Source organism: Microbacterium sp. ZW T5_56, from assembly GCF_044987425.1.
GTDB lineage: Bacteria > Actinomycetota > Actinomycetes > Actinomycetales > Microbacteriaceae > Microbacterium.
The window spans coordinates 73,993-87,314 of the sequence record NZ_JBJDRI010000007.1 but is presented as its reverse complement, the minus strand read 5'-3'; the positions used below and the strand labels follow the sequence as shown (position 1 = coordinate 87,314).

At 67.0% G+C, this 13,322-nt stretch carries 14 protein-coding genes; 1 reads left to right on the top strand and 13 read right to left on the bottom strand.

Annotated features, from left to right (window positions below):
• Positions 1 to 17 precede the first annotated feature (17 nt).
• The 8 genes from ACI3KU_RS05195 to leuC form a co-directional block, all read right to left on the bottom strand.
• Positions 18 to 614, bottom strand: coding sequence for a hypothetical protein (locus ACI3KU_RS05195; RefSeq protein WP_404921227.1), 597 nt, complete (start codon positions 612 to 614; stop codon positions 18 to 20).
• A 23-nt stretch (positions 615 to 637) separates the two neighbouring features.
• Complete coding sequence (locus tag ACI3KU_RS05190; RefSeq protein ID WP_404921226.1) at positions 638 to 916, bottom strand: DUF4190 domain-containing protein; 279 nt, start codon at positions 914 to 916, stop codon at positions 638 to 640.
• An 84-nt stretch (positions 917 to 1,000) separates the two neighbouring features.
• Positions 1,001 to 2,086, bottom strand: a complete 1,086-nt coding sequence (locus ACI3KU_RS05185; protein ID WP_404921225.1) for a D-alanine--D-alanine ligase family protein — start codon at positions 2,084 to 2,086, stop codon at positions 1,001 to 1,003.
• Entirely contained in the window at positions 1,992 to 3,122 is a 1,131-nt protein-coding gene (locus ACI3KU_RS05180) for an NAD(P)H-dependent glycerol-3-phosphate dehydrogenase (RefSeq protein WP_404921224.1), read from the bottom strand. The genes ACI3KU_RS05185 and ACI3KU_RS05180 overlap by 95 nt, the downstream gene beginning before the upstream one ends.
• Positions 3,112 to 3,861 carry a lysophospholipid acyltransferase family protein gene (locus tag ACI3KU_RS05175; RefSeq protein WP_404921223.1) on the bottom strand — a complete coding sequence of 250 codons (750 nt, stop codon included), beginning with the start codon at positions 3,859 to 3,861 and terminating at the stop codon, positions 3,112 to 3,114. The genes ACI3KU_RS05180 and ACI3KU_RS05175 overlap by 11 nt, the downstream gene beginning before the upstream one ends.
• Before the next feature lie 4 nt (positions 3,862 to 3,865).
• Entirely contained in the window at positions 3,866 to 5,236 is a 1,371-nt protein-coding gene (gene murA, locus ACI3KU_RS05170) for a UDP-N-acetylglucosamine 1-carboxyvinyltransferase (protein WP_404921222.1), read from the bottom strand.
• A gap of 9 nt (positions 5,237 to 5,245) precedes the next feature.
• Positions 5,246 to 5,857, bottom strand: a complete 612-nt coding sequence (gene leuD, locus ACI3KU_RS05165; RefSeq protein ID WP_404921221.1) for a 3-isopropylmalate dehydratase small subunit — start codon at positions 5,855 to 5,857, stop codon at positions 5,246 to 5,248.
• A 1-nt stretch (position 5,858) separates the two neighbouring features.
• Entirely contained in the window at positions 5,859 to 7,301 is a 1,443-nt protein-coding gene (gene leuC, locus ACI3KU_RS05160; RefSeq protein ID WP_404921220.1) for a 3-isopropylmalate dehydratase large subunit, read from the bottom strand.
• Positions 7,302 to 7,602: 301 nt separating this feature from the next.
• Here leuC and ACI3KU_RS05155 point away from each other — a divergent pair, with 301 nt between their 5' ends.
• Complete coding sequence (locus ACI3KU_RS05155; RefSeq protein ID WP_404921219.1) at positions 7,603 to 8,880, top strand: O-acetylhomoserine aminocarboxypropyltransferase/cysteine synthase family protein; 1,278 nt, start codon at positions 7,603 to 7,605, stop codon at positions 8,878 to 8,880.
• Between the two features lie 59 nt (positions 8,881 to 8,939).
• Here the strand turns inward: ACI3KU_RS05155 and ACI3KU_RS05150 are convergent, their stop codons facing one another.
• The 5 genes from ACI3KU_RS05150 to ACI3KU_RS05130 all read right to left on the bottom strand — a co-directional run bounded on the left by ACI3KU_RS05150 (position 8,940) and on the right by ACI3KU_RS05130 (position 13,228).
• Entirely contained in the window at positions 8,940 to 9,860 is a 921-nt protein-coding gene (locus tag ACI3KU_RS05150; protein WP_404921218.1) for an ABC transporter substrate-binding protein, read from the bottom strand.
• Between the two features lie 54 nt (positions 9,861 to 9,914).
• Positions 9,915 to 10,625: an ABC transporter permease gene (locus ACI3KU_RS05145; RefSeq protein WP_404921217.1), complete on the bottom strand. Its 711-nt coding sequence runs from the start codon at positions 10,623 to 10,625 to the stop codon at positions 9,915 to 9,917.
• Positions 10,622 to 11,296, bottom strand: coding sequence for an ABC transporter permease (locus ACI3KU_RS05140; RefSeq protein ID WP_404921216.1), 675 nt, complete (start codon positions 11,294 to 11,296; stop codon positions 10,622 to 10,624). Before ACI3KU_RS05140 ends, ACI3KU_RS05145 begins: the two co-directional genes overlap by 4 nt.
• Positions 11,293 to 12,129: an ABC transporter ATP-binding protein gene (locus ACI3KU_RS05135; RefSeq protein WP_404921215.1), complete on the bottom strand. Its 837-nt coding sequence runs from the start codon at positions 12,127 to 12,129 to the stop codon at positions 11,293 to 11,295. The genes ACI3KU_RS05140 and ACI3KU_RS05135 overlap by 4 nt, the downstream gene beginning before the upstream one ends.
• 79 nt (positions 12,130 to 12,208) lie before the next feature.
• Positions 12,209 to 13,228, bottom strand: coding sequence for a TerC family protein (locus ACI3KU_RS05130; RefSeq protein ID WP_404921270.1), 1,020 nt, complete (start codon positions 13,226 to 13,228; stop codon positions 12,209 to 12,211).
• Positions 13,229 to 13,322: the final 94 nt, after the last annotated feature.

Sequence of the window (13,322 nt, the reverse complement as noted above, 5' to 3'; positions counted from 1 at the left end):
CGCCACGACCGACGCGCTCACGGGACGAACTCGCTGAGGCGGAGATCAGAGGCGAAACCGGCGTCCTCGATCGACGGGGTGCCACTCTCCCAGCGCACCGTGGTGGAGCTGCCCTTGCTCGTGACGCGAATCGCATCGACGGACGCGACGAGGGCGTCGGTCGAGAACGCATCCACCACCAGCGTCTTCACCTTCTGCGCCACCACGAGCACCGAGCTGCCCGTCACCACGATGGTGTCGCAGTCGTCTGTCACCTCGACTCGCACGGCGAACTCGGTGATATCCAGATTCCCCCCGCCGCAGGCGAGCTGCTGGTCCACGGTGTTCGCCACAGCGGCCCGGTGCTCAGCGGCGGTGACGGACCCGGTGCCCGACCCCGCGGATGCGCTCTCCGAATCCGTGGTCGTGGTCTCGACATCAGGGCCTTCCGACCGCTCGTCGGTGGGCGGGTCACTCGCCGAACCGGAATCCGCTGCGGAGTGCTCCCCCGCTGCGCTCTGCGCCGGAGCCACGGCATTCGGATCTGGCGCGATCGTGGCACTGCAGCCGCCGAGCACCAGCGTCGCCACGAGCACCGTGGCACCCAGTAGTGGTCTCCCCCGAAACGCGCTCATGTTCTTCACCGTAGCTGACCCGCTCATGCGGACGTCACCGCGAGCAGGATACCCCCGGCCGCCACGACCAACAGGATCACGATGGCGATGAGCTCCAGATAGCCGAGCACGAGACCGATGACGGCGAACGCCGCTCCGCCTTCGCCGCGTCGACGGATCTGGCCGAGCGCGAGGTGTCCGAGGATCACCGGAATCAGGGAGAAGCCGAGGAGAGAGAGGACGAAGGCGACCACCGCCAGCGTGTTCGTCGGCGCCGCTGCGGCAGCGGGCACGGGGCGGATCGGGGTCAACTGCTGGTTCATGTCTTCAGACTAGGAACGGCCCCGCCACACGTGGTGGCGGGGCCGTCGCAGACCTGTCGCAGATCTGCGACAGGTCAGTTCACGTCACGCGCGAGCGAGCGCGTTGTCGACGAGATAGGTGAGCAGATCCGTGTAACTGAGGCCGGTCGCGATCCAGCACTGCGGGAACATCGAGATCGGCGTGAAGCCGGGCATCGTGTTGAGCTCGTTCACGATCGGGCCGTCTGCCGTCACGAAGAAGTCGACACGGGCAAGGCCCTGCCCGTCGACGGCGTCGAAAGCGCGCACCGCCAGTTCGCGCACCAGGGCCATGGTCTGCTCATCCAGGTCGGCCGGGCAGACCAGATCGACGCCTTCGCCGCCGAGGTACTTGCCCTCGAAGTCGTAGAAGTCGCGGGTGAGCACGATCTCGCCGGGAAGCGATGCGCGCGACGGCTCGCCGGGCATGCCCTTCAGCACCGCCACCTCGATCTCGCGACCGACGATTCCCTGCTCGATGAGGACCTTGTCGTCCTCGGCGAACGCCACGCTCAGCGCGGCGTCGAGCTCGTCGGCGGTGTGCACCTTGGACACACCTACGCTGGAGCCCGCGCGCGCAGGCTTCACGAACCACGGCAGCGGGTACTGCGCGGCGGACGTGCGCACGTGCTCGGGTGAGGAGGCCCAGTCCGCGGCGGTCACGGTGAAGCCGGGCGAGACCGGAACGCCCGCCCCGCGCAGCACGACCTTCATGAAGTGCTTGTCCATGCACACGGCAGAATCCAGCACGCCGCAACCGGCATACGGGAGACCGAGGATGTCGAGGAAGCCCTGCATGGCGCCGTCTTCGCCATGCGGTCCGTGCAGGATCGGCAGGACCACGTCGATCGGCATCGGCTCGGACAGCGACCCATCCGCCTGACGCACGCGCAGCGCGCGCTCGCCGCCGGCCTCGGGCCACAGCACGCGGGTGCCGTTGTCACGCACCTCGGGCATGGCTTCGGCGAGCATCGCGAACTTCTCCGGGCGATCCTCCTCCAGCACGAACGCGCCCTCGGGCGTGATCCCGACCGGAATCACCTCGAACCGATCGCGGTCAATCGCGTGGAGCACTCCGCCCGCCGTGGCGGAACTGATCGAATGCTCGCTGGAGCGCCCGCCGAAGAGCACCACCACCCGCTGCTTGCCCATTGTCCGTCCTCTCCCCCTGTGGGGTGTCGTCGTCGGTGGTCAGGTGCGGGGCGATGTCCCGGGGGTGCATCGTGCCATCCAGCACCATCTTGACCTGTTGTACGATCGGCATCTCCACGCCGACCTCGGCCGCCAGCTGCAGCACCGGGCCGACGGACGCGAGCCCTTCGGCGGTCTGCTGCATCTGCGTGACGACATCCTGAAAGCCGTACCCCTGCCCGAGCAGGCGTCCGGCCGTATTGTTCCGGCTCAGCGGAGACTGGCAGGTGGCGATGAGGTCGCCCAACCCTGCGAGGCCCTGAAGCGTACCGGCCTGCGCGCCGTAGGCCACGGCGAAATCGGTCATCTCCACGAGACCGCGGGTGATGATCGAGGCTTTGGTGTTCTCGCCGTAGCCCACGCCGTCGACGATGCCGATGGCGACCGCGATGAGGTTCTTCAGCACGCCGCCGAACTCCGTGCCGATGACATCGGTGTTCGTGAACGTACGGAAGTAGCGGTTGGAGGCGAGGCGAGCGATCGCGGCAGCCGTCTCCAGTGACGAGGAGGCGACGACGGCAGCCGTGGGCTGCTCGCGGGCGATTTCCAGCGCGAGATTGGGGCCGCTGGCCACCGCGATCCGGTCGGGATCGCACTGGAGCTCCTGCGCGATGACCTGACTCATCCGCATGCCGGACTGCTTCTCGACACCCTTCATGAGGCTGACGATCGGGACGTCCAGGTTGCCGATCAGCGGCCTCAGCGCCTTGAGGTTCTGACGCGCCGACTGGCTGGGGACGGAGAGGAAGACGGCCTCAGCCCCATCGACCACCGTCGACAGGTCGGGGCTGGCTGTCATGCTGCGCGGCAGGTTGATGCCGGGCAGGTACTTGCTGTTGCGCTTCGCTCGGGAGATCTCTTCGGCCTGCTCGGGCCGACGTGCCCACATCACCACATCGGAACCGGCATCGGCCAGAACCTTGCCGAAGGTCGTGCCCCAGCTGCCCGCGCCGACCACCGCGACGCGAGGTGCGCGCACGGAGGGCCTAGGCGTCATAGCGGCCGGTCTCCTTCTGATCGTGCTTCGCCGGGTTCCAGCGCTCGGCCGGGGGCGTCTCGCCGCGCAGCTCACCCAGCATCTCGGCCAGGCGGTCCATCACGAGCGTGGTGGCCTCAGTCAGTGCCGCCTGAGAATGCGCGCGACCGGCATAGGCACTGAGGTCGATAGGGTCGCCAAAGGCGATGGTGACGGGCTTGCGCCACGGGAACAGGCGCAGCTTTCCGTAGCGCGGCATGATCTCCTGCGCCCCCCACTGCACTGCGGGGATGACGGGAAGTCCAGCGTCCAGAGCCAGGCGAACGGCCCCGGTCTTGCCACGCATCGGCCAGAGCTCCGGGTCGCGGGTGAGCGTCCCCTCGGGGTACACGATGACGCCGCGGCCGTGCTCGACGATGTCGTTGGACGCTTTGAGGGTCTCCTTCGCGGAAGCCGATGTCGAGCGGCGCGCCACCGGAACCATGCCGGTTGCGCGCAGCGCGGAACCCAAGACCGGAACGCGGAACAGCGATTCCTTCGCCATGAAACGTGGCGCACGGCCCAGACGCCAGACCCCCATCGCGACGATCAGCGGATCGATCTCGGAATAGTGGTTGGCCACCATGACGTACGCGCCCTCACGAGGCAGCTTCTCAGGGTGTATGAAGCGAACCTTCGCGAGGAGGCTCATGAACGGGACGACGATCGCTCCCAGCGGCCAGAACCAGCTGGGACGCGACTTCTCCGCGGTGGCGCGCACGCGATCAGCCGATGACGTCGAAGTCCGCACCGAGGCCGGACAGCTTCGGCAAGAGCTTCTCGTATCCGCGGCGGATGATCCCGATGTTGCGCACCGTGGACTCACCGGTCGCGGTCAGCGCCGCGATGACGTGGCTGTACCCACCGCGCAGGTCGGGAACCACGATGTCGGCACCGGTGAGGCGGGTCGAGCCGTTGATGACCGCGGCCTGCTCCAGCTGACGCCGCGGCACCCGGCGGGGGCCGTCCTGCAGACCGTGCGGGTGCACGACGATGTCGGCACCCATCTTGACCAGAGCGTCGGTGAATCCGAAGCGGTTCTCGTACACGGTCTCGTGGACGATCGACTGACCTTCGGCCTGCGTCAGGGCCACGATGAGCGGCTGCTGCCAGTCGGTCATGAAGCCGGGGTGAACGTCGGTCTCGACAGTCACGCCGCGCATCGTGCCGGCACCGCGACGGAACGTGATGCCGTCCTCGTGCACCTCGAAGTCGCCGTTCATGCGGCGGACCACATTGAGGAAGGTCAGCATCTCCTGCTGACGCGCACCCTCGACGTAGATCTCGCCATCGGTGGCCAGCGCTGCGGCAGCCCAGCTCGCGGCCTCATTGCGGTCGAAGATTGCACGGTGGTCGTAGCCCTTGAGCTCCTTCACACCCTCGATGAGGATGACGCGGTTCGGCTCGTAGGAGATGATCGCGCCCATCTTCTGCAGCACGGCGATCAGATCCATGATCTCCGGCTCGATGGCGGCGTTCTTGAGCTCGGTCTGTCCATCAGCGCGCACGGCGGTCAGCAGCACCTGCTCGGTGGCGCCGACGCTCGGGTACGGCAGGTGGATGTTGGCGCCGTGCAGACCGTTCGGTGCGGACAGGCGGATGCCGCTCGGCAGCTTCTCCACCACGGCACCGAACTTGCGGAGCGCGTCCAGGTGGAAGTCGATCGGGCGGTCGCCGATGCGGCAGCCACCCAGATCGGGGATGAACGCCTCACCGAGACGGTGCAGGAGCGGACCGCAGAACAGGATCGGGATGCGCGAGGAACCGGCGTACGCGTCGATCTCCTCCATGTGCGCGGACTCCACGTCACGCGGGTCCATGAACAGCGAGCCCGGCTCATCACCCTCGGCGACGTGCACGCCGTGCACCTCCAGCAGCGAACGGACCACGGCCACGTCGCTGATATCGGGAACGTCGCGCAGGGTGCTCGCCGTGTTGCCGAGAAGCGCCGCCACCATCGCCTTGGTGACGAGGTTCTTGGCGCCCTTCACAGACACGCGCCCCGACAGTGCACGACCGCCGCGAATGGACAGGACCTCCCCCGCCCCTGGTGCGATTCCGCCGGTTCCGGTGATGTCGTTCAGGGTGATGCTCATGCGGTGGCCTTACTCTGCGGGGGACGTCTGCACCGGTAGGGTGCGCGGCTTCCAGGATTCGCGACGCGCCTCGTAGGCTGCGATCTTGTGTTCGTTCCGGAGGGTCAGACCGATGTCGTCCAGCCCCTCCAAGAGCCGCCAACCAGTGTAGTCGTCGATCTCGAACGCAACCGTGAGCTCGCCCAGTGTCGCGGTGCGGGCCTGCAGATCGACCGTGATGGACACGCCGGGATCCGCGTCGATAGCCGCCCACAGCTGCTCGAGGTCGGCCTCCGAGATGATGCCGGTGAGCAGACCCTGTTTGCCGGAGTTGCCGCGGAAGATGTCGGCGAAGCGCGGGGAGAGCACCACGCGGAAGCCGAAGTCGCGCAGGGCCCAGACGGCGTGCTCCCGGCTGGAGCCGGTGCCGAAGTCGGGACCGGCGACGAGCACCGAGGCGCCCTGGAACGCGGGCTGGTTGAGAACGAAGTCCGGGTCCTGTCGCCAGCCGGCGAACAGCGCATCCTCGAAGCCGGTCTTGGTGACGCGCTTCAGGTAGACGGCGGGGATGATCTGGTCGGTGTCGACGTTCGAGCGCTTCAGCGGAGCAGCGATACCGGTATGGGTCGTGAACTTCTCCATGTCAGGCCACCTCTCCTGCAGTGTGCAGATCACTCGGGCTGGACAGCGTGCCGCGGATGGCGGTGGCTGCGGCGACGAGCGGCGACACCAGGTGGGTGCGCCCGCCCTTGCCCTGACGGCCCTCGAAGTTGCGGTTGGACGTCGACGCGCAGCGCTCGCCCGGTGCCAGCTGGTCGGGATTCATGCCCAGACACATCGAGCAGCCGGCGAAGCGCCACTCGGCGCCGAAGTCGGTCACGATCTTGTCGATGCCCTCGGCCTCCGCTTCCAGACGCACGCGCGCGGATCCGGGGACCACCATCACACGGACGCCGTCCGCCTTCTTCTGCCCCTGGATGATCGAGGCGAAGGCACGCAGATCCTCAATGCGGCTGTTGGTGCACGAGCCCATGAACACGGCGTCCACCTGGACGTCCTTGAGCTTCGTTCCCGGCGCGAGGTCCATGTACTCCAGGGCGCGCTCGGCGGCGGCGCGCTCGTTGGGGTCGACATAGTCCTCGGGAGAGGGCACAACGTCGGACAGCGAGACGCCCTGGCCGGGGTTCGTTCCCCAGGTGACGAACGGCTCCAGGGTGTCGGCGTCGATGAAGACCTCGGCGTCGAACGTGGCGCCCTCATCGGTGGGGAGGGTGCGCCAATAGGCGACGGCGTCGTCCCAGTCCTGGCCCTTCGGCGCGTGCGGACGCCCCTCGAGGTAGGCGAACGTGGTGTCGTCAGGTGCCACCATTCCGGCGCGTGCGCCGGCCTCGATGGACATGTTGCAGATCGTCATGCGTCCCTCCATGGAGAGGGCGCGGATTGCGGAGCCACGGAATTCCAGCACGTAGCCCTGACCGCCGCCGGTGCCGATCTTCGCGATCACGGCGAGGATGATGTCCTTCGCAGTGACACCCGACTTCAGCGTGCCGTCGACGGTGATCGCCATGGTCTTGAAGGGCTTGAGCGGCAACGTCTGCGTGGCCATGACGTGCTCGACCTCGCTGGTGCCGATGCCGAAGGCCATGGCTCCGAAGGCGCCATGCGTGGAGGTGTGTGAGTCGCCGCAGACCACCGTGATGCCCGGCATGGTCAGCCCCAGCTGCGGACCCACCACGTGCACGATGCCCTGTTCCGCGTCGCCCAGCGAGTGGATGCGGACGCCGAACTCGGCGGCGTTGCGGCGCAGCGTCTCGATCTGCGTGCGGCTGGTGAGGTCGGCGATCGGCTTGTCGATCTCCAGCGTCGGGGTGTTGTGGTCCTCGGTGGCGATGGTGAGGTCCAGCCGTCGCAGCGGACGGCCCTCCGCGCGGAGGCCGTCGAAGGCCTGCGGACTCGTCACCTCGTGCACCAGGTGCAGGTCGATGTAGATCAGGTCCGGCTCGCCATTCGATCCCTCGACGACAAGGTGGTTATCCCACACCTTCTCGGCCAGAGTCCGCGGACGGGCGGTGTCAGTGGTGGTCATTGCAGTCTCTCCAGAATCGGCGGATGGCCCAACGAAACGGCTCCGCGACGAGCAGGCCTAGAACGAGGGCTCGTCGCGGCGGAGAAGGAGAAGCAGTCCCGCGCGCATCTTTTGAGGCTACCACCGCCGTGCACCGCGACGGACCGCACGGCCCCGCCCCGCGTAACGCAGCAGGACGGCCGCGTGTGACGCCGAGCTGTCATTTCGTGTCACGCGCTGTCACACGATGATCGCCCTGCGCGCGCCACCTGGAATCCTGGGCGTGCGTGCGATGAGACACGCTCGATGAGAAGGAGCGCCAGTGAGCGATCAGCACGGGTTCTCGACCCGCCAGGTACACGCCGGATCCGACGTCGCTACGGCCACGCCGCGCGCCGTGCCGATTCACCTGACCGCCGGCTTCCCCTTCGACTCCTTCGCGCACGCCGAGGATCACTTCTCCACCGGCGCCGGCTTCGGCTACACCCGGATCGGCAACCCGACCATCGACGCCGTGGAGCGCAAGCTGGCCGCGCTGGACGGAGGCACGCAGGCGCTGCTGGTCTCCTCGGGCCAGGCGGCCATGTCGACCGCTGTTCTCGCAGTCGCCGGCGCGGGCGATCATGTGGTCTGTTCGGACCACATCTATGAAGGATCGCGCGGGCTGTTCCTCGACTTCCTCTCCCGCATCGGCATCTCCACCACCTTCGTCTCCGACATCCGAGACCCACAGGCCTGGCGCGATGCCGTGCAGCCCAACACCGTGGCACTCATCGGCGAGACGATCTCCAACGCCACGAACCTGCTGCTGGACGTGCCGTTGGTGTCGTCAGTGGCGCGCGAGTTCGGCATCGCGCTGATCGTGGACAGCACCTTCTCCACGCCGTACCTGTCCCGCCCCCTGGAGGAAGGCGCTGACCTGGTGATCCACTCGGCGAGCAAATTCCTGTCCGGACAGGGTTCGGTGCTGGGCGGTGTGGTCATCGACGGCGGACACTTCGACACGGCGCGTGACGGTGGCCGCTCCCCTCATCTGGTCGCTGCGGGCCGTCACGGCGAGCCGAGCATCGCCGAGCGTGCCGGCGGCAGCGCACGCATCACCTACGCCCGCGAGGTCGTGTCCTCGCGCCTGGGGCCCACCATCTCCCCGCTGAATGCGTTCCTCATCGGTCAGGGCGCGGAGACGCTCTCCGTCCGCGTTCGCGCTCACAGCTCGGCGGCGGCCGAGGTGGCCGCCTGGTTGGACGCGCACCCTGCCGTGGAGCGCGTCGACTATGTGGGCCTGCCGTCGCACCCGGACCACGAACTCGGACAGCGCATCCTGCCGCGCGGAGCCGGATCCGTCTTCACCATCACGCTTCGCGGTGGTCGCCCGGCCGCGGAACACGTGATCAACTCGGTCGGCGTGATCACGCACATGACGCACCTCGGCGACGTCCGTTCGCTCGTGCTGCACCCGGCCACCACCAGCCACGTGCACAGCACCGCGGAGGAACGCGCCGCCGTGGGCGTCTTCGACGGCACTCTGCGTCTGTCGATCGGCCTCGAAGAGGTGGCGGACATCATCGCCGACCTCGATCAGGCCCTCGCAGGCGTCTGACGACTCGCTCACGCAGAACCGCCCCGGTGCGATGCACCGGGGCGGTCCTCGTTACGTCATCAGCCGGCGAGACCCTGGTCGGCGAGCCAGGCCTTGGCGATGTCCGGGGCGGACTTCTGATCGACCGTGCTCTCCTTGTTCAGCTCACGCAGCGCGTCCGCGGTCAGCTTCGCGCTCACCGCGTTGATCGTGTCCGCCACCTTGTCGGCCACGTCCTTGTTCACCACGGGAACCACGTGAGAGGCAAGGAACATGCTCTTCGTGTCCTGCAGCACGACGAGGTCGTCGGTCGCGATGCGCGGGTCGGCGGTGTACACGTTGCCCACCTGGATGCCGCCCGCGATGAGCTCATCCACCGTGGTGTCGGCCGTCGGGGAGAACGTGACGTCCACACCGTAGATCGACTTCAGGCCGCTGGGACCATAGGGGCGCTCCTGCAGCTCCGGCGGGCCACCGAGGGTGAGGTCGGGCACCTTCGCGAGGTCCTCGATGGTGGTGAGCGAGTGCTCCGACGCGAACTTCGCCGTCACCGTGTACGAGTCCTGATCCGTTGCCGGCGCCTGATCCAGCACCGTAAGCGAGGTCGGCATGGCGGCCTTGAGCGCTGCGTACACGTCATCATCACCGGTCGCGGTGGTGCTCTTGTCCAGCCACTGCAGCAGGTTTCCGGTGTACTCGGGGAAGAGAGTCACCTCGCCGCTTTCCAGAGCCGGCATGTACGCGTCGCGCTGACCGATGTTGAACTTGCGCTCCACCGTGTTACCGGCGCCCTCCAGCGCCTGGGCGTAGATCTCCGCGATGATCTCGTTCGAGTAGTAGGCCTGCGAGCCCACCACGATCGTGTCCGCGGGTGCTGCGGAGCCGGTGGAGTCGGTTCCCGTCGACGAGGACCCGCCAAGCGGGTCTGAGGAGGCGCAGCCCGCGAGGGCGAGAGCAGCCGCGGTGAGGACGGCGAGGGCGAATCGTCGTGTGAGGTTCATGATCGCTCCGATCTGTTGGACGATTTCTCGAAACTGCTTCTGTCGGGTCTTGCGTCAGGCGGTGGCCGCAGCTGCGGCCCGTGCCTGTGTCAGGCGGATGCGAACACCCGCAGGTGTGACGACGCGCTGCAGCAGGGCAAGCACCGCGTCGATGGCGAGAGCGAGCACGACCACCACGATGGACGCACCCAGGATCTGGTCGAACTTGCGAGTCTGGATCCCTTGCAGGATGAAGAACCCGATGCCACCGAGACCGACATAGGCGGCGATGGCCACCGTGGCGACGACCTGCAGCGCAGCGGCACGGAGGCCGCCGATCAACAGCGGAAGACTGAGGGGCACTTCAACTCGGAACAGCACCTGCCACGAGTTCATTCCCACGGCGCGCGCCGCATCGAGGGTTCGCCGATCGATCGCGTCGATTCCGGAGTAGGCACCGGCGAGGATCGACGGGATGGCGAGCACGACGAAGGCGACGATCGCCGCCGGTCCCTTCAATGCGACGCCCATCACCATCACGAGCAGAATCACGAGTCCGAGCGAGGGAATGGCGCGTGCCATGCCGGAGATCGCGACGGCGACGTTGCGGCCGCGCCCGGTGTGGCCGATCCACCAGCCGAGGGGGATCGCGATCACCGCGGCGATGACGACGCTCACCAGCGTGTACCAGAGGTGCAGGCCGATGTTGGCGGGCAGCGACAGCGCGGCACCCTGCAGCCGATCGGGCGAGAAGATCCAGGCGAAGGCGTCCAGGAACAGGTTCATGCTGTTGCCACCACCCGTCGTGTGCGCGCCACGCGCGGTGCGGACCGGTTCCAGGGCAGCAGGAGGCGTCCGAGGCCCACGAGGATGAGGTCGAACACCCAGGCCATGAGCCCCACGGCCACCACGCCGGCGAGAACCTCGGCGACGATGCGACGCTGTGATCCGTTGGTGAACAGGTATCCCAGGTTCTCCACGCCGATCAGGATGCCCACCGTGGCGAGCGCCACTGTCGACACGGTCGCCACCCGGAGCCCCGCAAGCAGCACGGGTCCTGCAAGCGGCAGCTCCACGGTGAAGAAGCGACGCACACGGCTGTAGCCGATGGCGGTGGCCGCCTGCCGCGCATCGTCGTCGACCGAGTCGAACGCGTCCGCGACGGATCGGGTCATGAGCGCGACAGCGTAGATCGTGAGCGCGACCACGAGGTTGGTGGGTGACAGGTACTCGATTCCGAACAGGCTGGAGAGCACCGCGAAGAGGCCGAACGACGGTATCGCGTAGAGGACTCCGACCAGGCTCAGCACGACGCCGCGCACCCGCGTGTAGCGATGTGCGACCCAGCCGACCGGAAGGGCGAGCAGGAAGCCGAGAAGAATCGGCACCGCACACTGTGCGACGTGCTCGAGCGTCAGCGACCAGATGAGCCCCAGATTGTCGATAACCCAGGTCATGCCGTGCCCCCGCCCTCCGGGTCATCGATGAGGCGGGCGTGCGCACGGCCGGCCTCGTCAACGAGCACGGTGCCGTCCGGGGGGTGCTTGGCGCGCAGGCTGCGGCGTCCGCCGTCGAGACCGACGAACTGTCGGACGAAGTCGTCAGCCGGCGCCTCGATGATCTCGCTCGGTGATCCCAGCTGAGCCACGTCGGCACCCTGGCGGAGGATGACCACCTGGTCGCCCAGCAGGAAAGCCTCGTCGATGTCGTGCGTGACGAAAACCACCGTTTTGTCGAGCTCCTGCTGCAGGCGCATGGTCTCACGCTGCAGATCTGCTCGAACGATGGGGTCGACGGCGGCGAACGGCTCATCCATGAGCAGGATGTTGGGATCGGACGCCAGCGCTCGCGCCACGCCCACGCGCTGTTGCTGCCCGCCCGACAGCTGCGCCGGGTAGCGGGAGCCGAGATCGGGGTCCAGGCCTACCAGCTCGAGCAGCTCCCCCGCGCGAAGGCGGGCCTGGGAGCGGGAGACGCCGTTGAGAACGGGCACCGTGGCCACGTTGTCCCGGACGGTGAGGTGCGGCATCAGTCCACCGTTCTGCATCACGTATCCGATGCTGCGGCGCAGACGCACCGGGTCGGTCTGACGCACGTCTTCACCATCGATGAGAATGGTGCCAGATTCGGGATCGACCATCCGATTGATCATCCGCAGCAGGGTGGTCTTGCCGCAGCCGGACGAGCCGACGAAGACCGTGGTGCGTCGTGCTGGAATCACCAGAGAAAAGTCGACGACCGCGACCGTTCCGTCGGGATACTCCTTGTGGACTGCGCGATATTCGATCACCGTTCAAGCCAACCATGGACCACCGACACGCACCAGGGCACCCGCCGAGGCGGGTGCCCTGGTGCGAAAGAACCGCGGGTCAGTCCCGTGTTTCCACGTTACGCGCCGCGACACGGCGCTCACGCCCGGAGGCGATGAGGCTGGCGATTGTGGCGATCGACATCGATGCGACGATGACGATCAGCGAGGTCCAGGTACTGATCTCGGGAGCCCACTCGAAGGGCTGTCCGCCGTTGAGGAACGGGAGCGAGTTCTCGTGCATGGCGTGGAAGACGAGCTTTACGCCGATGAAGGCCAGGATCGCCGCGATGCCGTAGTGCAGGTAGCGCAGGCGCTCCAGGAGATCGCCGAGCAGGAAGTACAGCTGGCGCAGACCCATCAGCGCGAAGAGGTTCGCGGTGAACACGATGAACGGGCTCGTGGTGATTCCGAAGATCGCCGGGATCGAGTCGATCGCGAACAGCAGGTCAGTCACACCGATCGCGATGAACACGATGATCATCGGGGTGAACACCCGGCGACCGTCGATGCGCGTGGTCACCTTGGCACCGTCGAACTCATCGGTGACGGGAATGACGCGGCGGACGAGCCGCACGATCAGACTCTCCTTCTCCTCATCGTCCTCGGAAGAGTTCTCCAGCGCCTGCTTGATGGCGGTGTACAGCAGGAACGCACCGAAGATGTAGAAGATCCACGACCAGCGCTCGATCACGGCTGCACCCAGCAGGATGAAGGCGGCGCGCAGGATCAGCGCGATGATGATGCCCACCATCAGCACTTCCTGCTGGTAGCGGCGCGGCACCTTGAACTGCGTCATGATCAGCACGAAGACGAAGAGGTTGTCGATCGAGAGGCTGTACTCGGTGAGCCATCCGGCGATGAACTGCCCGGCGTGCTCGCCGTCGGCGAAGATCCACATCAGCACGGCGAAGATCAGCGCGAGCGTGACGTAGAAGACCACCCAGAGCGTCGACTCCTTGGTGGACGGGATGTGCGGGCGCTTGAGCACCAGCAGCAGATCCGCCACCAGGATCAGGACCAGCACGATGAGCGAGCCGATCTCGAAGACGGGCGGAAGCTCGAGCAGAGCGTTCTGCATGGGAAGGAAGGTCGTGGAGATCACGGAGGCCTTTCGGAGGATATGACGAATGACCGAAAGTCTCTCCCCCGCTCCATGAGCGGTGCGCAACCGG